Annotated in this window: 22 protein-coding genes; 9 read left to right on the top strand and 13 right to left on the bottom strand. The window is 71.6% G+C overall.

Annotation, left to right across the window (positions count from 1 at the left end):
* Window positions 1-407 precede the first annotated feature (407 nt).
* The 5 genes from PQI07_RS21650 to PQI07_RS21630 all read right to left on the bottom strand — a co-directional run bounded on the left by PQI07_RS21650 (window position 408) and on the right by PQI07_RS21630 (window position 4,151).
* Complete coding sequence (locus tag PQI07_RS21650; RefSeq protein WP_051976039.1) at window positions 408-689, bottom strand: DUF333 domain-containing protein; 282 nt, start codon at window positions 687-689, stop codon at window positions 408-410.
* A gap of 14 nt (window positions 690-703) precedes the next feature.
* Window positions 704-1,522 (bottom strand): 3-methyl-2-oxobutanoate hydroxymethyltransferase, encoded by an 819-nt coding sequence (gene panB / locus PQI07_RS21645; protein WP_043355852.1) that lies wholly within the window; start codon window positions 1,520-1,522, stop codon window positions 704-706.
* Between the two features lie 179 nt (window positions 1,523-1,701).
* A complete protein-coding gene (locus tag PQI07_RS21640; RefSeq protein WP_043355854.1) occupies window positions 1,702-2,298 on the bottom strand; it encodes a rhodanese-like domain-containing protein in 597 nt (198 codons plus the stop codon).
* A 2-nt stretch (window positions 2,299-2,300) separates the two neighbouring features.
* On the bottom strand, window positions 2,301-3,140 hold the full coding sequence (locus PQI07_RS21635; RefSeq protein ID WP_051976038.1) for a quinoprotein dehydrogenase-associated SoxYZ-like carrier: 840 nt from the start codon (window positions 3,138-3,140) through the stop codon (window positions 2,301-2,303).
* A 42-nt stretch (window positions 3,141-3,182) separates the two neighbouring features.
* Window positions 3,183-4,151, bottom strand: a complete 969-nt coding sequence (locus PQI07_RS21630) for a quinoprotein relay system zinc metallohydrolase 2 (RefSeq protein WP_274927367.1) — start codon at window positions 4,149-4,151, stop codon at window positions 3,183-3,185.
* Window positions 4,152-4,277: 126 nt separating this feature from the next.
* On the opposite strand from PQI07_RS21630, the gene PQI07_RS21625 reads away from it, so the two are divergent.
* Entirely contained in the window at window positions 4,278-4,844 is a 567-nt protein-coding gene (locus PQI07_RS21625) for a TetR/AcrR family transcriptional regulator (protein ID WP_043381993.1), read from the top strand.
* On the opposite strand, the gene queC is transcribed toward PQI07_RS21625, so the two are convergent.
* The 4 genes from queC to PQI07_RS21605 form a co-directional block, all read right to left on the bottom strand.
* Entirely contained in the window at window positions 4,831-5,550 is a 720-nt protein-coding gene (queC, locus tag PQI07_RS21620) for a 7-cyano-7-deazaguanine synthase QueC (RefSeq protein WP_274927366.1), read from the bottom strand. The two genes, PQI07_RS21625 and queC, sit on opposite strands and share 14 nt — an antisense overlap.
* On the bottom strand, window positions 5,540-5,896 hold the full coding sequence (gene queD, locus PQI07_RS21615; protein WP_043381990.1) for a 6-carboxytetrahydropterin synthase QueD: 357 nt from the start codon (window positions 5,894-5,896) through the stop codon (window positions 5,540-5,542). Before queD ends, queC begins: the two co-directional genes overlap by 11 nt.
* A 134-nt stretch (window positions 5,897-6,030) precedes the next feature.
* Window positions 6,031-6,996, bottom strand: coding sequence for a dihydrodipicolinate synthase family protein (locus PQI07_RS21610; protein ID WP_274927365.1), 966 nt, complete (start codon window positions 6,994-6,996; stop codon window positions 6,031-6,033).
* A 103-nt stretch (window positions 6,997-7,099) separates the two neighbouring features.
* The gene (locus PQI07_RS21605) at window positions 7,100-7,777 is read right to left on the bottom strand and encodes a GntR family transcriptional regulator (protein ID WP_043381987.1); all 678 of its coding nucleotides are present in this window, start codon (window positions 7,775-7,777) and stop codon (window positions 7,100-7,102) included.
* A gap of 117 nt (window positions 7,778-7,894) precedes the next feature.
* On the opposite strand from PQI07_RS21605, the gene PQI07_RS21600 reads away from it, so the two are divergent.
* Window positions 7,895-9,487, top strand: coding sequence for an ABC transporter substrate-binding protein (locus tag PQI07_RS21600; RefSeq protein WP_043355871.1), 1,593 nt, complete (start codon window positions 7,895-7,897; stop codon window positions 9,485-9,487).
* Window positions 9,488-9,517: 30 nt separating this feature from the next.
* Here the strand turns inward: PQI07_RS21600 and cobT are convergent, their stop codons facing one another.
* Window positions 9,518-10,558: a nicotinate-nucleotide--dimethylbenzimidazole phosphoribosyltransferase gene (gene cobT / locus PQI07_RS21595; protein ID WP_170861808.1), complete on the bottom strand. Its 1,041-nt coding sequence runs from the start codon at window positions 10,556-10,558 to the stop codon at window positions 9,518-9,520.
* An 86-nt stretch (window positions 10,559-10,644) separates the two neighbouring features.
* Here cobT and cobS point away from each other — a divergent pair, with 86 nt between their 5' ends.
* From cobS to PQI07_RS21580, 3 genes are read left to right on the top strand one after another with little or no spacing between them, the layout of a single operon-like run.
* Window positions 10,645-11,469 carry an adenosylcobinamide-GDP ribazoletransferase gene (gene cobS, locus PQI07_RS21590; RefSeq protein WP_274927364.1) on the top strand — a complete coding sequence of 275 codons (825 nt, stop codon included), beginning with the start codon at window positions 10,645-10,647 and terminating at the stop codon, window positions 11,467-11,469.
* Window positions 11,470-11,520: 51 nt separating this feature from the next.
* Complete coding sequence (locus tag PQI07_RS21585; protein ID WP_043355873.1) at window positions 11,521-11,733, top strand: DUF1289 domain-containing protein; 213 nt, start codon at window positions 11,521-11,523, stop codon at window positions 11,731-11,733.
* The gene (locus PQI07_RS21580; protein ID WP_274927363.1) at window positions 11,730-12,422 is read left to right on the top strand and encodes a retropepsin-like aspartic protease family protein; all 693 of its coding nucleotides are present in this window, start codon (window positions 11,730-11,732) and stop codon (window positions 12,420-12,422) included. The genes PQI07_RS21585 and PQI07_RS21580 overlap by 4 nt, the downstream gene beginning before the upstream one ends.
* Before the next feature lie 12 nt (window positions 12,423-12,434).
* On the opposite strand, the gene dusA is transcribed toward PQI07_RS21580, so the two are convergent.
* Complete coding sequence (gene dusA / locus PQI07_RS21575; RefSeq protein ID WP_274927758.1) at window positions 12,435-13,427, bottom strand: tRNA dihydrouridine(20/20a) synthase DusA; 993 nt, start codon at window positions 13,425-13,427, stop codon at window positions 12,435-12,437.
* A 496-nt stretch (window positions 13,428-13,923) separates the two neighbouring features.
* On the opposite strand from dusA, the gene PQI07_RS21570 reads away from it, so the two are divergent.
* The gene (locus tag PQI07_RS21570) at window positions 13,924-15,528 is read left to right on the top strand and encodes a methyl-accepting chemotaxis protein (protein WP_274927362.1); all 1,605 of its coding nucleotides are present in this window, start codon (window positions 13,924-13,926) and stop codon (window positions 15,526-15,528) included.
* A 57-nt stretch (window positions 15,529-15,585) separates the two neighbouring features.
* On the opposite strand, the gene PQI07_RS21565 is transcribed toward PQI07_RS21570, so the two are convergent.
* Window positions 15,586-16,461, bottom strand: coding sequence for an SDR family oxidoreductase (locus tag PQI07_RS21565; protein WP_043757189.1), 876 nt, complete (start codon window positions 16,459-16,461; stop codon window positions 15,586-15,588).
* A 490-nt stretch (window positions 16,462-16,951) separates the two neighbouring features.
* On the opposite strand from PQI07_RS21565, the gene PQI07_RS21560 reads away from it, so the two are divergent.
* Window positions 16,952-17,167 carry a hypothetical protein gene (locus PQI07_RS21560; protein WP_274927361.1) on the top strand — a complete coding sequence of 72 codons (216 nt, stop codon included), beginning with the start codon at window positions 16,952-16,954 and terminating at the stop codon, window positions 17,165-17,167.
* Between the two features lie 164 nt (window positions 17,168-17,331).
* Window positions 17,332-17,757 (top strand): GFA family protein, encoded by a 426-nt coding sequence (locus tag PQI07_RS21555; RefSeq protein WP_274927360.1) that lies wholly within the window; start codon window positions 17,332-17,334, stop codon window positions 17,755-17,757.
* Window positions 17,758-17,862: 105 nt separating this feature from the next.
* Here PQI07_RS21555 and PQI07_RS21550 read toward each other — a convergent pair whose 3' ends face one another.
* Entirely contained in the window at window positions 17,863-18,528 is a 666-nt protein-coding gene (locus PQI07_RS21550; RefSeq protein ID WP_274927359.1) for an urease accessory protein UreE, read from the bottom strand.
* Window positions 18,529-18,772: 244 nt separating this feature from the next.
* Between PQI07_RS21550 and PQI07_RS21545 the strand changes: the two genes are divergently transcribed.
* On the top strand, window positions 18,773-19,042 hold the full coding sequence (locus tag PQI07_RS21545; RefSeq protein ID WP_043347377.1) for a YMGG-like glycine zipper-containing protein: 270 nt from the start codon (window positions 18,773-18,775) through the stop codon (window positions 19,040-19,042).
* Window positions 19,043-19,063 lie beyond the last annotated feature (21 nt).

Here is a 19,063-nt window from a genome sequence, read left to right as displayed (position 1 = left end):
TCCGTCGCGCCAGGATGCCGAGGCCCAGGCCGGCGGTGCGCCGTAGGCCGCCCCCCAGGCCTTCAGCCTGTCCTGGCCGGCCCGGCCGTCGAAGACGCGGTCGGCGAAGCTGTCGGTGCGCCCCTCCGGCAGGCCGGACGGGATGGCGTTCGTCAGGACGAGGGTGTGGAAACCGGCCTCCGGATGGAGCGACACGAGGATCTGCGCGCCGGTGCTGAAGGCGCCGGCATGGCTCCAGGCGAGGCCGTGGCGACCGTACGCGCTGGTCCAGCGTTGGTCGCCCCGTGTCGGATTCTCACCGCAGGTGTGGTCGTCGGCCGGTACAGACCGCGCCCGCGCCGGCCGTCACGGCATCCTCGAACGGGCGCGGCGCGTTCGGGATTCGCATGCGCCCGCGCGTGGCCGGGCTATCGGAACGGGTTGTCGTCGGCCGGGGGCTTCACGCCATGGAGCATCCGGTAGAGCGTCCATTCCTCGACGATCTTGTTGCCCGGCAGGGAGCAGAGCCCGATCGCGCCCCCATCCGGCAGCTTCGCGATGATCGACCGTCCCCCCATCGTTGCGCAGAAGGCGGAGGCCGGGTTTTCCAGCGCCTGCGCCGGTCCCGGTCGGGCGATGGCGGCGCACAGCGCGAAGGCGATGACGAGCCTCTCGGCGCGACCGCCCGACGGCAGGATCGGAGGGGACATCGGCCGCCCCTGCCCTACCCGTAGGTGTGGTCGTCGGCCGGGAACCGCCCGGCCCGGACCTCCTCCGCGTAGGCTTTCACGGCCTCCTCGATATGGTTGCGCAGGCTGCCGAACTGGCGCACGAATTTCGGCGTCCGCTCGGACAGGCCGAGCATGTCCTCCAGCACGAGGATCTGGCCGTCGCAGACCGCGGAGGCGCCGATGCCGATCGTGGCGGCCGTCACCCGGGGCGAGGTCGCGATGGCGCGAGCCACCGGCTCGACGATGCCCTCCAGCACGATCGCGAAGGCGCCGGCCTCGGAGATGGCGCGGGCATCCTCCAGAAGGCGGCGCTCGTCGTCGGGCCCCCGGCCCTGGACCTTGAAGCCGCCCATCGTGTTCACAGCCTGCGGGGTGAGGCCGATATGCCCCATCACCGGTACGCCGCGCTGGACCAGGAACGCCACCGTCTCGGCGAAATGGGCTCCGCCCTCCATCTTGATCGCGCCCGCGCCCGTCTCTTTCAGCACCCGGGACGCGTTGAGGAACGCCTGTTCCCGGCTGGCCTCGTAGGAGCCGAACGGCATGTCGACCACGACGAGCGCCTTCTCGGTGCCGCGGATCACCGCCTGAGCCTGGAGGATCATCATCTCCAGGGTCACGGGGATCGTCGATTCCATCCCGTGCATGACCATGCCGAGGGAATCGCCCACGAGGATGAAGTCGCAATAGGGATCGACGATGCCGGCCGTGTGGGCGTGGTAGGCGGTCAGCGCGGTGATCTTGCGCCCCTCGGCCTTGCGCTTGCCGATATCGATCGCCCGAAGCCGTCGGGACTGCACGACCTGCGACATGATTCAGATCCCTTCCGGCACCGAGGGCAAGCGCCTGTCCCCCTCCCGTGCGGGAGTGGGACAGGATGAGGGGGTGACTCGTCCGGAAAGACCTGTTCCCTCACCCCAACCCTCTTCCGCTCGGGAGAGGGGGCGCGTCCCGTTTCATGCGTCCCTCTTACACCGCCCGGCGCCGCCGGTCAGCGCCCCGCCTGTGGCTCGGCGCCCGCCTTCCAGGCCGGATCGACCTGCAGGTTCGCGGTCTCGTGCGTCTCCTGCCAGCCCTCGACGCCCTGGGGGAACCAGCGCACGCCGGTATAGCCCTTCAGGATGAGGCGCTTGGCGGCGTTCCAGCTGCCCCAGCACTCCACGTGGCAGAACACCACCACCGGGCGGGCCTTGTCGCCGCCCGTCAGCGCGGCGACCCGGTCGTAGAACAGCGCCTCGCGCGCGGGCGCCAGGGGCTCGGCGCCGGCCTCCGGCATCCAGACGGCCCCCGGAATCGAGGGATGCACCGGAAGCCACAACCGTCCCTCCGGGAAGTTCGACGGTTTGCGGTCCGGGGCAGCCACGTCGATCAGCACCGGCTTGTCGGGGCCCGCCATCAGGGCCGCGACGGCGTCGGCATCGACCACCGTCGCCCCTTTCAGGGTCTGTGGCGTGTAGCCCTTCGGCGGGCCGGCATAGAGCCCCTCCGGCTCGGGGACGTTGACCGGCGAATCGGCCGGCGCGGCGGCGAGGCAGAGGAGTGCGGCACAGGCCGCCGCGGCCCGGCCGGTCAGGAGGAGGCGCCGCATGGTCAGTTCGTCGGGCCCGGCGGGGTGAAGCTGTGCTGCCAGCGCCCGCCCTGGTTGTCGGAAGCCGCCACCTGGATCGGCTTGCCGTCCGGCTTGAAGGCGAAGTTGATCACCGGGTTCGAGGCGATGGAGATGTCGCCCGTCATGGTGAAGACCGTCCGGTCGCCCGCCGAGACGGTGAGCTTGTCGATGTAGCGCGCCGGCGTGTAGTCGCGGGTCACCTGGTTCATCTGCATGCCCGAGAAATTCGGGTGGCGGATCATCAGCGTCGCCTCCACGGGCTTGCCGGGCTGGGTCTCGGCGAACTTCATGCGCATGTCGCCCATGCCCTTCATGGCCTCCTCGTCGCTCATGCCCATCGGGGCCGAACAGCCGCCGGACGCCTTCACGAACTGCTTGGCCTCGTAGAGCTTGCCGTCCTGCGTCTCCACCACGGCGTGCATGTCGGTGTAGTTGTTGACCCGAACGCGCAGCTTCAACTCGGCCGGGTCGGCGGCCGGTCCGAACTCGAACTTGGCCGCGTAGGGCGCCGGGTTGTCGTCGATGATCAGCGAGACCGCCTTGATCTGCCCGTCGTTGGGCATGGTCAGGGTGATCGGCACCAGGGCGGCGTCGAGCGCCCGGGCGGGGGCGTCGATCTTCACGAGGCTGTCGGTCTGGGCGATCTGGCGGTCGCCGAAGATCGACTTGGCGATCTCCTGCCAGCGGGCCGCCCGCTCCTGATCGGTATCGGAGGCGCCCGCCGCCTGCGCAGCGTGGACGAGGGGGCCGGACAGGGCGGTCGCCGCCAGGGCGGCGCTGAGGGCGAGGGTGGAGAGGGTCTTTCCGATCCGGTGGGTCATGGCGTGCCTCCCGTTGTCATCCGATATGGGGAACCGAAAATCCTATTCCCACTCGAGTTCCTGATAGGCCACGGTGACGTTGCGGCCGTTGTAGGTCTCGAACAGCGCCCACTGGTCCCGCTGGTCCGCGGCGACGCGCGTCACCGCCTTCTCGATGGGAACGTCCTTGGCGATCGCAGCCCGGGTCCCGTCGCGGAGGGCGGTCAGGTAGCCGATAAGGTCGGACAGCGCCGGGGCGAGATCCACCGCGACGGGGCCGTGGCCCGGCACCGCCCGTGAGGCGCCCATGGCCTTCAGGCGCTCGATCTCGCTCAGCCAGCCCTTGAGGCTGCCGTCGAGGGACGGGATCCGGTTCACGAACAGCAGGTCGGCGGGGAACAGCAGGCCGCTGCCGGAATCGATCATCGACAGGTCCGAGGTGGTGTGCGCCGGCCCGTGCGCCGTGAAGGTCAGGCGCCGGTCGCCGAGGTCGATCTCGGCCGTGTCGGCCACGCTCATCGTCGGGTAGACCACCGGCCCGGTCCGGTCCTCGCCCAGGAGATCGATCAGGCGCTTGCGGTAGAACTCGCCCCGGGCCGAGAGCGCCTCGGTGAGCTTGGCGTGGCCGATGAAGACCGGCTTGTCCTGGACGAACGCCCCCGCGCCGAAGACGTGGTCGGGATGGACATGGGTCAGCACGACGTGGGTGATCGGCTTCTGCGTGCGCTTGACGATCTCGGCGCGCAGCCACTGGCCGTCCGCGAGGCTGCCGCCGGATTCCGTCACCAGCACGCCGCTCTTGCCGATGAGGAAGCCGATATTGGCGATGGCGTCCGCATTGTCGGAGGTTGCGTCGGCGATCAGGCCCTTGCGCACGAACACGCCCGGGCCGACCTCCTCCATCGTGAAGCTCTCGGCGGCGCGGCCCAGCGTCGGCAGGCAGCACAGGCAGAGCCCCGCGAAGAGCGCGTGCCGCCGCGTCAGCCCGGCGCCGGCGGCAAACGTCCTCGGATGGACGGCGGATGCCGTCATGCCGAAACCTCCCGATCTTGATTGTCTACCATTAAGTAGGTAGATTGCTCCTCCGTCAAGGGGTGGGCCGGGATCGGGATCGCGGCCGGCCCCACATTCGCGTGAGCCGGAGCGACGATCGCCGCGATGAGGGATACCCGCGCCGAGCTGCTGATGCAGGCCGAGACCCTGGTGCGGGGACGCGGCTATGCCGGCTTCAGCTACGCCGACCTCGCGGCGGCGGTGGGCATCCGCAAGGCGAGCATCCACCACCACTTCCCCACCAAGATCGATCTCGGCGCCGCCCTGGTGGCGGCCTATGCGGCGCGCTACGCCGCCGCCCTGGAGGCGATCCGCCGGGACGTCCCGGACGGGCCGGGCCGGGTCGAGGCCTATGGCCGGCTCTATCTCGGCGGTGTCGAGCAGGGGCTCGGCTGCCTGTGCGCGGCGCTCGCCATCGAGGGCGAGGCCCTGCCCGAGCGCCTGCGCCGGGACATTGCGGCCTTCTTTGCGGATCACCTCGCGTGGCTGGAAGCGATCCTGCGGGAGGGGCAGGCGGACGGGAGCGTCCGCGGCGGCGCGGATCCGGCGGCGCTCGCCCGCTACGTCGTCGCCACCCTGGAGGGGGCGCTGCTGATGGAGCGCCTGTTCGCGAGCCCGGCGGCCTTCCGGGGGACGCTGGCGGTCCTGGTGGACGGGCTCAGGCCGCAGTGAACCGCGCGTAGCCGTCCGCCCGGAGGCGGCAGGCCGGGCAGGTCCCGCAGCCGTAGCCCCAGGGATGCCGCTGCCCGCGCTCGCCGAGGTAGCAGGTGTGGCTCTCCTCGACGATCAGGTCGACCAACGCTCGGCCCCCCAACGTCTCGGCCAGTTCCCAGGTCTGCGCCTTGTCGAGCCACATCAGCGGCGTGTGCAGGACGAAGCGTCGCTCCATGCCGAGATTGAGCGCCACCTGCAGGGCCTTGATCGTGTCGTCGCGGCAGTCCGGGTAGCCGGAATAGTCGGTCTCGCACATCCCGCCGACCACGTGCCGGAGGCCCCGCCGGTAGGCGAGCGCCGCCGCGAAGGTCAGGAAGACGAGGTTGCGGCCGGGCACGAAGGTGTTGGGCAGGCCCGACGCCTCGTAGCCGATCGCGGCCTCCCGGGTGAGTGCCGTCTCGGACACCTGCCCGAGGGCGTCGAGGGCGAGCGTGTGGTCCGCCCCGAGGCGGGGCGCCCAGTCGGGATTGAGGTCCGTCGTGCCCGCCCGCAGGGCGCCGCGGCGGTCGAGCTCGACCCGGTGGCGCTGTCCGTAATCGAAGCCGAGGGTCTCGACATGGTCGAACCGGTCCAGCGCCCAGGCGAGGCAGGTGGCCGAATCCTGGCCGCCGGAGAACAGCACCAGCGCGGCGCGGTCCCCCGAAGGCGCGGCCTCACTCGCCATCGTACTCGGCCCAGGACATCGGGGTCTCGGCGACCCGCACCAGCGCGAGGCCCGGCAGGTCCGGCCGGAGGCGCTGCCAGATCCAGGCCGCGATGTTCTCGGCGGTCGGGTTCTCCAGCCCCTCGATCTCGTTGAGGCAATGGTGGTCGAGCCGGGCGAGCAGCGGCCCGAAGATCGACTCGATGTCGTAGAAGTCGATCACCCAGCCGGTGTGGGCATCGACCGGACCGGCCACCGTCAGCTCGACCCGGTAGGAATGCCCGTGCATCCGGTGGCAGCGGTGGGTCTCGGGCACGTTCGGCAGCCGGTGGGCCGCCTCGAAGGTGAAGGCTTGGGTGATCTTCATGGGCGGGGTTCGCGGGCTGGGACCGATCTCGCACCCGCAATAGCGCCGACGGACCGTTTCGCGCAAAGGCTGGCTGTTCCGGGGCGTGCCGCCCGCCCCCCCCGATGGACGAGGAGGGCCGCCCCGGTGCAGGGTCAGGCCCGGGGGCGGTCCTCCGCGGCCTCTTCCGACCACCGGGCGTACCAGGCCTTGAACAGGCGCAGCTGCGTCTCCGCGTAGTGGCGCTGGCCGGCGCTCAGCGCGTCGGTGGCGTTGAAGTGGAGGGCGTATTCCGGGTTTCCTTCCAGCACCATGAGGTGCTTGTAGTACAGCACGAGGTCCGGCCCCTCGTCGAAGCTCGACAGGATCGCCAGTGCGGCGTCGAGCTCCTCCGCCCGGCGGCGGGCCTGGACGTCGCCCGCGGCGGCCTTCTCGCACAGGGCGACGAGGTGGAGGACCTCCCGCGGCAGGACGTTGCCGATGCCCGTGATGGCGCCCCGGGCGCCGCAATTGACGTAGCCGTGCACCACCTGCGTATCCACCCCGACCATCAGGGTGATGTCGGGCGACTGGCCGGTGATGTGCTCGGCCGCGTAGGTGAGCGAGGCCGCGCCGCCGAACTCCTTGAAGCCGATGAGGTGCGGATACCGGGTGCGCAGGCGGAAGAACAGGTCCGCCCGGGTCTCGAACCCGTAATAGGGGCTGTTGTAGATCACCGACGGCAGGTCGACCGCCGCCTCGAGGATGCCGGAGAAATGGGCTTCCTGCGCCGCGGCCGCGCTCCCCCGCGACAGGACCCGCGGGATGATCATCAGGCCCTGGGCGCCGGCCGCCTTGGCGTGGGCGGCGAGCGCCGCCGCCCGCTTCGGGTTCTGGGCCCCGGTCCCGACGATGACCGGGACGCCGGCCGCCAGCAGCCGCTCGACGCCCGCCATCCGCTCCTCGTCGGTGAGCAGCGGCCAGTCACCCATCGAGCCGCAATAGACCACCGCCGACATCCCCGCGGCGACGAGGTCCTTCCCCTTCCGCGCCAGGGCGTCGAGATCGGGCGTCCGGTCCGGCCGGCAGGGGGTCATCAGGGCCGGGATCGTGCCGGAGAAGATGTGTCGGTCGAAGGCCATCGCCGGCTCGTCTGCTGGGAGGAGAATCGCCCCGGCCGGCCTGTCGGGCCTCGCGGGGTGGCGCCCCTCTCCATGGCAGCGACGCGCGATTCTGGCAAGGATTTTATACAATCTCGCGCTTGGTGGGGGTCGCCGAGGCGTCGCCCAGGAAGGCCATCAGCGCGGACGCGACGTGGTCGATATGGTCGGTCAGGAGGGCGCAGGCCGCTGAGACATGGCCGTTGCGGCAGAGCCGGACGATCTCGCGGTGCTCGCGGTCGGCCCGTTCCAGCTCGGCATTGTCCGTCGAGAGCTGCAGGCGCGTGTAGCGGTCGCACTCGGCCAGGAGGGAGCCGACGAGAGCGAGGGCGCGGGGCCGCTCGGCCCGGCTGTAGAGGAGGAGGTGCAGCTCCGTGTTGAGGGCGCCCCAGAGCGCCGTCGCGCCGTCGCGCAACGCCGCGGCGTAATCCTCCAGCAGGGCGTCGGCCCGGGCGTAATCGTCGGCGGTCAGGTTGGGCGCCGACAGGGACAGGAGGCGGGGCTCGAGGGCGCCCCGGAGTTCCAGGGCCTCGGCCGCGTCCGCCGGCGAGAGCGGCGCCACCATGGCGCCGCGATGGGGCAGGATCCGCACGAGGCCCTCGGCCTCGAGCTGGAACAGGGCTTCCCGCACCGGGATCCGGCTGGCCCCGAACTCCGCCGCGAGCCCGTCCTGGCGGAGCTGCGAGCCGGCCGGATAACGCCCGTCGAGGATGCGTCGCCGGATCTCGGTCCCGATCGAACCCGCGATGGTCCGGTTCTTCATCGTCTCGCTCCCGGTCGCCCCCGGGAGCTCCGCAGGACCCTTGACGGCGGAGCTCCGGTGTTGAAATTGTATAAAATCAATCGGGCAACGGGCTCGATCAGGACAAGGGTGCCCGCGATGAAGCTCTCCCGTCGCCAGCTTCTGGCCGGAACCGCAGGCGCGGCCGCCGGCCTCGGCCTCCCGCACCTGGTCCGGGCCCAGCCCGGCGGCGGCAGCGTGCTGCGCTTCATCCCGTCGACGCCCCTGCCGTCCCTCGATCCGATCGTCGCCACGAGCTACGTCATCCGCAACCACGGCTATCTCGTCTACGACACGCTGTTCGCCACCGACGAGAATTTCCGGATCCAGCCGCAGATGGTCCGCGAGTGGCAGACCGCGCCCGACGGCCTGCGCTGGACCTTCCATCTCCGCGACGGTCTCACCTTCCATGACGGCTCCCCCGTCGAGGCCAAGGACTGCATCGCGTCCATCGCGCGCTGGTCCAAGCGCGACGCCTTCGGTCAGACCCTGGCGGGATTCGTGGCGGAATACGGCCAGGAGGACGCCCGGACCTTCACGATCAGCCTGAAGCAGCCCTTCCCCCTGCTCCCGGCGGCGTTGGGCAAGCTGTCCTCCAACGTGCCCTTCATCATGCCGGAGCGCATCGCCCTGCAGGATGCCTCCAAGCCGATCGCCGACGCCATGGGGTCCGGGCCCTGGCGGTTCGAGGCGCGGGAATGGATTCCCGGCCAGAACGCGATCTACACCCGCCACGCCGGCTACCGGCCCCGCGAGGAGGCGCCCTCCTGGGCGGCCGGCGGCAAGGTCGCCAAGGTCGACCGGATCGAGTGGCTGGCCATCACCGAGGCCTCGGCGGCGGTGGGCGCGATGATCCAGGGGGCGGTGGACTGGTACGAGCAGCCGGCGATCGACCTGATCCCCGTCCTGAAGGGCAAGCCCGGGATCGAGATCCGCAACGTGCCGCTCGGGCTGATCCTGCTGATGCGGTTCAACCACACGCAGCCGCCGTTCAACAATCCCGAGATCCGCCGGGCCGTGATGATGGCCATGCAGCAGGACGACTACATGCAGGCGGTGGTCGGCAGCCCCGAATACTACCGGGAGGCCAAGACCTTCTTCACGCCGGGCTCGCCGATGTCGACCGGTGCCGGCGGGGCCGCCGCCATGCAGGGGGACCTCGCCAAGGCCAAGGCGATGCTGGCCAAGGCCGGCTACAAGGGCGAGCGCGTGGTGCTGCTGGCCCCGGCCGACCAGCCGATCGCCTACAACCAGTCGCTCGTGACCCAGGATCTGCTCAAGCAGCTCGGGATGACTGTCGATCTGGTCTCCACCGACTGGGGCAGCTTCATCGCCCGCCGCGGCAACCGCGGGCCGGTCGATGCCGGCGGCTGGTCGCTGTTCCACACGCTCTGGTCGGGGGCCGACGTCCTGAACCCGGCGCTCCACCCGCTGATCCGGGCCAACGGTCAGGCCGCGTGGTTCGGCTGGCCGGACGACCCGACGCTCGAGACCCTGCGCAGCGAGTGGATCGCCACGAGCGACGAGGCGCAGCAGAAGGCGCTGGCCGCCCGCATCGAGGAGCGCGCCTTCGCGGTCGTGCCCTACGCCCCTGCGGGCCTCGTGCAGCAGCCGATGGCCGTGAGTTCGAAGCTCAAGGGCATGGTGATGGCGCCCGTGCAGTTCTTCTGGAACATCGAGAAGACCGCCTGAGCCTGGAGGGTCGGAGCGCCCGCGGCGGTCCTAGCCCGCCCCTTTCTCGGACACACCGGCCTGCGCGAAGGTCGCCATGCCGGTGTGGCAGGCGAGCGCGCCCTTCAGCAGGCCCATCGCCATGCCGGCGCCCGAGGCCTCGCCGAGGCGCATGCCGAGCGCCAACAGCGGCACCAGACCGAGCCGCTCCAGCACCTCGGCGTGGACGCCCTCCGCCGAGACGTGGCCGGCGAGGCAATGGTCGAGGGCGCTCGGGTCGGCGGCGTGGAGCACGGCCGCGGCGGCGGTGGCCACGTAGCCGTCGATCACCACCGGGATGCGCTGGAGCCTGGCGGCCAGGATCGCCCCCGCCATGGCGGCGATCTCCCGGCCGCCGAGGCGCGCCAGGACCTGGAGCGGGTCGTCGAGATGGCCGGCATGGTGGGCGAGCGCCGCCTCCACGGCCGCGACCTTCCGGGACAGGCCGTCCCGGTCGACGCCGGTGCCGCGCCCGACCCAGTGGGCGGGATCGCCGCCGAACAGGGCGGCGTAGAGGGCGGCCGCCACGGTGGTGTTGCCGATGCCCATCTCGCCGATGCCGAGGCAGTCGGTACCGGCGGCCACCGCCTCCATGCCGAACGCCATGGTGGCCACCGTGGCGCGCTCGTCGAGGGCCGGCGCTTCCGTGATGTCGCCGGTGGGCATGTCGAGGGCGAGGTCGAACACCTTGAAGCCGAGGCCGTAGGCCGCGCAGATCTGGTTGATCGCCCCGCCCCCGGCGGCGAAATTGTCGAGCATCTGCCGGTTGACCGCGTCCGGGAAGGCCGAGACGCCGCGGCGGGTGACCCCGTGGCTGCCGGCGAAGACGCAGACCAGCGGCCGGTCGAAGCTCGGGGGCGCCTTACCCTGCCATGCCGCCAGCCACGTCACGAGGCTTTCCAGCCGCCCCAGCGAGCCCGCGGGCTTCGTCAGGGTCGCGTCCCGGGCGGCGACCGCGGCCTTCGCCTCCGCGTCGGGGCCCGGCATCGCCTTCAGCAGGTTGCGGATGTCGTCGAAGGGACCGGGTTCGGGAGCGGTCATCGGGTCGGTCATGGCGGCGATGATTTCCTGTGGGCGCCCCCGGACGGGGAGACTATAATGGACCGGCGCGCGGTGGCGGGCGGATGCGAGAGACCGCGATGAACAGGCAGACCGGCGGGGAGGCCGACTGGCCCGGGCGCGGCGCCCTCTACGACCTCGCCGGGTGCCTGCGCTTCTACTCCCGCCTGCCGGTGCCGCAACTGCCCGGCGAGCCGGACCCGCATCGCAGCCCCGACTTCACCACCCTGCCCCGGATGCTGCCGCTGGCCGGCCTGATCCTGGCCCTGCCCGCGGCCCTGGTCTTGGCCGGCGGCCGGTGGATCGGGCTCGGGCCGTTCCTGGCCGCGACGCTCGCCATCGCCGTACTGGTGGTGGCCACGGGCGCCCTGCACGAGGACGGGCTCGCCGACGTCGCCGACGGGTTCGGCGGCGGCACCACCCGGGAGCGCCGCCTGGAGATCATGCGCGACAGCCGGATCGGCGCCTACGGGGGCGCGGCCCTGGTCCTGGCCCTGGCTCTGCGGATCGGCGCCCTGGCCACGCTCCTCGACCGGACCGGGTACGCCGCCGTCACCGGCCTGATCCTGGCCGCCGCCCTGTCGCGGGTCGCCGCCCTCGCCCCGATGGTGCTGCTGGAGCCGGCCCGGCCCGGCGGGCTCGCCGCCGCGGTGGGCCGCCCGGACCGGGCGAGCCTCGCCACCGCCCTCGGCCTCGGTGCGGTGCTGGCCCTCGGCGCCGTGCCGCTCGGCCTGCCGTTCGGCGGGGTCGTGTCGATGATCCTGTGCGCCGGCCTCGCGGCTTTGGCCCTGACCCGGCTCGCCCGCGCCAGGATCGGGGGGCAGACCGGGGACGTGATCGGCGCCTGCCAGCAGGTCGCGGAGATCGCCGCGCTGCTGGCCCTGGTGGCGGCTTGGGCGGAGTGAGGACGCCAACGCGTCTTGACCCGGCCACGATCCCCCGCCCAAGGTTTCCCGATGCCGCCCGCGCCAAAACCCTCCTCGCCCTGCACCAAGGTCTGCGTGCTCGACGCCCCGACCGGATTGTGCTGCGGCTGCGGGCGGACCCGCGACGAGATCGCCGTCTGGGGGGCGCTGTCGGAGGTGCAGCGCCGCACCGTCATGGCGGGGCTCGAAGCCCGGATGCGGGCCGCCGGCCTCACGCCTCTGGAAGCGCCGCTGCCGTCATGATCTATCTCGGCCTCGCCGCCCTCGCCCTGGTGGCCGTCGCCCTGGTCCTCAGCGACGGCAGCGACAGCGTCGGCGGCGTGATCGGGCCCGATCAGCTCGCCAACCTCGCCTGGACCGGCACGATCCTGCTCCTGGTGGTGGCCGGATTCTGGCGGCAATTTACGGCGCGCCTCGGCGCAAACCTGCAGGCGCTCCTGGCCTGGGGGCTGATCGGCCTCGCCCTCGTGATCGGCTATAGCTACCGCGACCGGATCCAGGATGTCGGCGCCCGGGTGCTCGGCGATCTCCGGCCGGGGAGCGCGACCTCGAGCGGCGACGGGTCCGTCACCGTCACCCGGCGGGCGGACGGCGATTTCCGCGTCGATGCCGAGGTGAACGGCCGGGTGCAGCCCTTCCTGTTCGACACCGGGGCGAGCAGCGTGGTGCTCACCGCCGAGAACGCCGCCGCCCTGGGGCTCACCCCCACGCCCGCCGATTTCACCGCCCGCGTCTCCACCGCCAACGGCATCACCTACGCGGCGCCGACCCAGCTCGACTCGCTCAGCGTCGGCACGATCACCGAGCGGCGGGTCAACGCCATGGTGGCCAAGCCCGGCGCGCTCTCCGCGAACCTCCTCGGCCAGACCTTCCTGTCGCGGCTGTCCGGCTACGAGGTGCGGGGCGACCGCCTGATCCTGCGGCGTCCCTGACCGGGCCGCCGCTCAGGCCGCGCGGGCTTCTTCGGGCCCCGCGCGGGAGACCAGCGCCACCGCCTCCCGCAGGGTCGCGAGGTCCGCCTCCGGGCGCATGCCGTGGGTCGAGAGATGGCGCCGGTAGGCCCGCGCCCCCGGCCGGCCGTTGAACAGACCGAGCATGTGCCGGGTCACTGCGTGCAGCCGCTCGCCCCGGGCCAGGGCCGCTGCGATATAGGGCTCGAATGTCGCGATCGCCGCGAAAGCGTCGGGGGCCGGTGCCGGCACGCCGAACAGGTCGGGATCGACACCGAGCAGCAGCGCCGGCTCGGTATAGGCGGCGCGGCCGACCATCACGCCGTCGACCTCGGCGAGCCGCGCCCGCGCGGCGTCCAGGTCGCGCAGGCCGCCATTGACCGCGATCGGCAGGCCGGGCAGCCGCTGCTTCAGCCGGGCCGCGCGTCCGTAATCGAGGGGCGGCACGTCCCGGTTCTCCTTGGGCGAGAGCCCCTGGAGCCAAGCCTTGCGCGCATGGACGATCAGCCCGTCGACGCCCGCCGCCGCCACGGCGTCGGCCAGGGTGTCGAGCGCGGCCTCGGGATCCTGGTCGTCGACGCCGATCCGGCACTTCACCGTGACCGGCACGGAGACCGCCGCCTTCAGGGCGGCGACGCAGTCGCCCACAAGGGCCGGCTCGCGCATCAGGCAGGCGCCGAAGCGGCCCTCCTGCACCCGGTCCGAGGGGCAGCCGACATTGAGATTGACCTCGTCGTAGCCGAAATCCGCGGCGATCCGCGCGGCCTGCGCCAAGTCCGCCGGATCCGAGCCGCCGAGCTGGACCGCCACCGGGTGCTCGACATCCGCGAAGCCGAGCAGGCGCTCCCGCGGCCCGTGCAGCAATGCGCCGGTGGTCACCATCTCGGTGTAGAGCCGGGCGCGCGCCGAGAGGGACCGGTGGAAGGCCCGGCAATGCCGGTCCGTCCAGTCCATCATCGGGGCGACGGAAAACCGCCATCCCGCCAGTGCGCCGCGTTCGTCAGCCGCCGTCACGTTCCCAGACCCGTGCTGTGACCCGTATCCCGCCCGCCATGCGTCCCGCCGGAGGCCGCGCGTCCGGGGTCCGGCCGATGGCGCGGGAGGGCGCCGGATACCACGGGAGGCCGCCCGGCGAAACGCCGTGCGGTGCCGGTCAGTCCGTCGCCGGCGTCGCGGCTGGCCTTTGGCTCGGTGAGGCGCGGGCTCGGTCAGGCGCGTGGTCCGGCCGGCCAGTAAATCCCTCGGCGATCGCACCATGTCGGTGAAAACCGGGCCGAAGCATGGCTCCCATGTGCGGCCGGCATGGAATCATTCCAATGTAAAGAAGATGATGGGCCGGTGCGGCGCCGTGGAGCATTTGATTCTGTCTCGCTCATGTGCGTGTTTTACCAATTTATATTGGAAATTAACAGAAATGACTATCGGGAAAAAGGTCTTCTATATTATAGGTGGGATAATGTTGGCATTCATATCGATCGTGGGTGTGCAGGTTTCCTCCATCGGCGGGGTGATGATGGACGGCCGCAAGGCCGCCATCCGCGCCCAGGTCGAGTCGGCCCACAGCATCGTGGCTACGTTTGCCAAGCAGGCGGAGGCCGGCGCGATGACGGCCGACGAGGCGCGGCGGCGCGCTGCCGACGCGCTGCGGGCGATGCGCTACAACGGTGGCGACTACGTCTTCGTCTATAGCTCGACCCCGGGCGATATCGGCCGCAACGTCGTGCATCCCGATCCCAAGATCGAGGGCACGCGGTCCCGCGACGACGCGGCGATGAAAAAGACCTTCGTCTGGACGATGATCCGGCACGCTCAGGAGGGCGGCGGCTTCACCGAGTACCGTTGGGCCCGCCTCGGTGAGACCGAGCCCGCGCCGAAGGTCGCCTACTCGCTCGCCTACGAGCCCTGGCAATGGGTCATCAACTCCGCCCTGTACGTGGACGACATCCACGCCTTGGACCGGGCACGGATCGTCACCACCCTGCTCTGGCTGGTCCCGCTCGCCATCGGGGTCGGGGTGGTCGGGTTTCTGCTGGCACGCAGCATCACGCGCCCCCTGAGCGCGTTCACGGCCGCCCTGCGGCGGCTCGCAGGCGGCGAGATGGATGTCGCCATCCCGGGGCGCGGCCGGCGCGACGAGATCGGCCAGATGGCCGAGGCCGCCGGCGTGTTCCGGGACAGCATGATCCAGGCCCAGACTCTATCGGCCGAGCAGCGGGCCGAGCAGGAGCGGCGGCAGGAGCGCGCCCACTGGGTGGAGGCGGTGACCCGCAGCTTCGATGCCGAGGCGAGCCAGTTGCTGGCGCGGGTCGACACCGCGGCGGCCGGGATGCGGGAAGCCTGCCGGGCGATGTCGGAGACTGCCGCGGAGGCGGCGCAGCAGGCCGGCTCGGCGGCCGGGTCTGCGCAGCAGGCGGCGGCCAACGTGCAGACGGTGGCGGCCGCCACCGAGGAGCTGTCCGCCTCGATCGGGGAGATCAGCGGCCAGGTCGCCAAGTCGGCCGAGATCGCCGGTCAGGCGGTGACGGAGGCGGAGCGGACCGACCGGCAGATCCGCGGGCTCGCCGGGGCCGCCGAGAAGATCGGGGAGGTCGTGCGGATCATCTCGGCGATCGCCGAGCAGACGAACCTCCTGGCGCTCAACGCGACCATCGAGGCGGCGCGGGCCGGCGAGTCGGGGCGGGGTTTCGCGGTGGTCGCCGCCGAGGTGAAGGGGCTGGCCGGACAGACCGCGAAGGCCACCGAGGAGATCACCGCGCAGATCGCCGCGATCCAGGGCGAGACCATGGAGGCCGTCAACGCGGTGCACGCCATCGGCGGCACGGTCGACACGATGAACGCCATCGCCAGCGCGATCGCGGCGGCGGTCGAGCAGCAGCGGGTCGCCACGGGGCACATCTCGCAGAACATCGACCAGGCCGCCCAGGGCACCGATTCGGTGAGCCAGAACGTGGTCTCAGCCTCATCGGCCGCGGAGGCGACGCAGCGCGTGGCCGGGGAGGTCGGCGCGGCGGCCGGCGACGTCTGCCGCAGCGCCGAGGCCCTGCGGTCCGAGGTCATGCGCTTCCTCGCCGAGATGCGGGCCGCCTGAGTGCGCGGTCGCGTCGGATGGGCACCACCGTGGCGGATGCCCGTCCGACGCGGCGCGTCAGAGCACCGGCATGGCTCCCGCCACCGTGACGAGCGCACCCGACGTGTAGCTGCTCTCCTCCGAGGCCAGCATCACGTAGGCCGAGGCGAGTTCGGCCGGTTGTCCGGGGCGGCCGAACGGCACTTGGCTGCCGAAGGATTTCACCGAATCCTGGCTCATCCCGGAGGGAATGAACGGCGTCCAGATCGGCCCGGGCAGCACGCCGTTCACGCGCACGCCCGTTTCCGCGAGCAGCTGGGCGAGGCTCAGCACCATGTTGCTCAGCGCACCCTTGGTGGCGCTGTAGGCGAGGAGCGACGGCATCGGATGCTTGGAATTCACCGAGGAGGTGAAGATCACCGAGGCGCCGGGCTTCAGATGGGCGAGGGCCGCCTTAGTCACGTAGAACGCCCCGAACACGTTGGTGCGGAAATGATCCTCGAACACGGCGTCGTCGATTCCGGCGAGGTCCGCGTTCGGCTGCTGGAACGCGCCGTTGTTGACCAGCACGTCGAGGCGCCCGAACGTCTCCACCGTGCGGGCGACGATCTGGCGCCCGTAGGCGGCGTCCTTGAGGTCGCCCGGCAGGAGCAGCGCGCGCCGTCCCGCCTTCTCGATCCACTGGGCGACCGCCTCCGCGTCGGCCTGCTCGTCCGGCAGGTAGGAGATGGCGACGTCCGCACCCTCCCGGGCGAAGGCGATGGCGACCGCGCGGCCGATGCCGGAATCGCCGCCGGTGATCAGCGCCGCCTGGCCGGTCAGCTTGCCCGAGCCCTTGTAGCTCGTCTCGCCATGGTCGGGTTCCGGCTCCATGCGCCCGGTCTTGCCGGGGAAGCTCTGGGGCTGCGCCGCGAAGGGCGGGCGGGGATACTTGTGCAGCGGATTCGTGGTCACGCGTCGTCTCCGGTGGGGGGTGCCGGTCCAACCGCACGGCCTCCCGGGTGTTCCGGCGCCGCGGCGCCGCGCCCCCGTCCGGCACCGTCCGGCCCCGCCCCGCCGGGGCCACACGAGTCCGTCTGCCCGCGATGGGCCGACACAGCTCAGCAACAGGCGTTCGTCAATCTCGCTGCGAGGAGGTCCCGCCATGATCGAGGTTCAGCCGGAGGATCGGGTCGCCCGCATGATCGATCGCGTCCTGCTCTACGCAGCGATGCTCTCGCTCACCTTCGGCTTGGCCACGGGCCTGTGGGGCCTGCTGCAGTGAGCCAGCCCCGGGACGGGGACCCGGGACAGGGATCCAAGGGGCGGATCATGGTCCGGCCCGGCCGCACATCCCTGCGGCGGTCCGGACGCGACTACACCGCCGTGGCGCTGATCGGGGCGGGGCTGACGGTGCTCGTGCTCGCGCTGCTTCTGGTCGGGCTCCCGTGAGCGGACGCCGGCAATGCTGCTGAACCGCGCCATCATCGCGGCGCTGATCGTCGCGGTCGCGGCCTTCCTGCTATACCTCGCGGCGCTCGCCCGCGCGGCGCTGTCGCCCAACGAGCCCTACGCGGCCAGCATCGGCCTCACCCTCGACCAGTGCGTGGCCGCCCAGGACGGCCTGTCCGCCGAGGCGGCGCGCCTGTACTGCCGCAGGCTCGTGCCGAAACGCCTGTGACCGGCAGGACTCCCGGCATCCCGGAGGCGCAGCGTGAGTTTTCCTGACACGCCGCGTGACGACTTGGCGATTGTTCGCCCGGCGCCCGAAACCTAGACTTCGGGGCGCCGACCGGATCTGTCGCCGAGCCGGATCGCAGGAAATCGCACGGAAGGCCCAGCACCATGGCGGACGATGCGACGATCCGGTCCGGGCGCTGCCATTGCGGGGCCGTTCGCTTCGAGGCGGCCCTCGATGACGATCTCGCGTCGATCCGCCGGTGCACCTGCTCCTACTGCCGCATGCGCGGCGCCGTCGTCGCGATGGCGCGGCCGGGCGGGGTGAGGATCCTGCAGGGTGCGGAGGCGCTGACGACCTACCGGTTCCATACCGGGGCGGCGCAGCATTTCTTCTGTTCCCGCTGCGGCGTCTACACGCATCATCAGCGGCGGTCGGAACCGAACGTCCATGCGGTCAACGTGGCCTGCCTGGACGGGGTCAGCCCCTTCGATTTTCCGGAGGTCCCGGTGATGGACGGCGTCAATCACACGAACGACACCGGCCAGCCCACGCGGCGCGCCGGCACGCTGCGCTTCGTCCCGGCGGAGTGACGGCGGCGGCCCGTCCGCGTTCCGGCGCAGGATTCCTGACCGGTCCTGCCTGACCGGCCCGGTCCCCGAGCGCCGCTCCGGGCCGGGCCGGGCCGGGCTCAAACGCTAGTGATCGTGGCCGCAGCCGCAGCCCGGACCATGCACGTGGCCGTGATCGTGGGCATGATCATGGCCGTGCTTCTGGTGCCCGTGCTCGTGATCATGGCTGTGATCGTGGCTGTGGCCATGGTCGTGCGCGTGATCGTGATCATGCCCGTGACCGTGATCGTGATCGTGATGATCATGGTCGTGATGAGCGTGGGCATGATGATCGTGCCCGTGATCGTGCCCGCAGGTGCTGTGATCGTGGGCGGCGTGCTCGGGCCGGAAGGCGCGGGAGACCGGGGTCGCGACGCAGCCCTGCCCGCGGACCAGCTCGGCCGCGGCGGGTGTCGCCGGCACGTAGAGCACGTCCGCGCCGATCTCGGCATCCACGTGGCTGCCGCCGAGCTGCCAGGCCAGGCGCAGCAGGCGGGCTGGATTCTCGGCGCGCACCTCCAGGAGATCCTCGGCGGCCGCCCGCACCGCGACGAGCCGGCCGTCGTCGAGGCGCAGGGCGTCGCCGTCCTCGAGCGCCGCCGCCTTGGTGAGCGCGACGTCGAAGCCGAGACCGCCCTCGGCGACCAGGGGTCCCGTGACGGCATCCCGGGCCGCGCGGTCGAGGGTCACCGTGTCGGCGACGCGGTCGGCGCGCACCGCGGCCCGGCGGACGATCGTGGTGGCTGTCGGCATGGGACCCTCGGACATGGTGCCGGACTGATGCCGGACGTGGTGCCGGATAGGGGGCTACGGCATCCCGGCCGGAGCACCGCCTCGGAACCGTGGCATAGGGCGAGACGGGAACCCGACGCAACTCGTCTCGCGGCCGATGGAACCTTAGCCGTATGGCCGGCATTCCTTTCCTGCTAAGCTCGACGCGATCCGCAACGATCACGGCCACCGGCCGGACCGGATTCACAAGGGAGTTCTGGGGACCATGAAGAAGCTGACGGCAGCCGCCCTCGCCACCATCGCCGCCCTCTCGCTCGCCGGCTGCAACACCCCGGAAGACCGGGCTCTGGGCGGTGCGGGCCTCGGCGCCCTGACCGGTGCGGCGATCGGTGCGGCGGCCACCGGCCGCGCGGGCGGTGCCCTGGCGGGTGCCGCGATCGGCGGCGCCGGCGGTGCCATCGTGGGCGCCTCGACCGCGCCGCGCTGCCCCTACGGCACCTATCGCGACGCCTACGGCAACGTCTACTGCCGCTAAGCGAGACTGAGCTGGGCGGGC

The sequence above is a fragment of the Methylobacterium sp. 092160098-2 genome (assembly GCF_028920805.1).
In the GTDB taxonomy this organism is placed as follows: domain Bacteria; phylum Pseudomonadota; class Alphaproteobacteria; order Rhizobiales; family Beijerinckiaceae; genus Methylobacterium; species Methylobacterium fujisawaense.
This window is presented reverse-complemented; position numbering and strand designations above follow the sequence as displayed.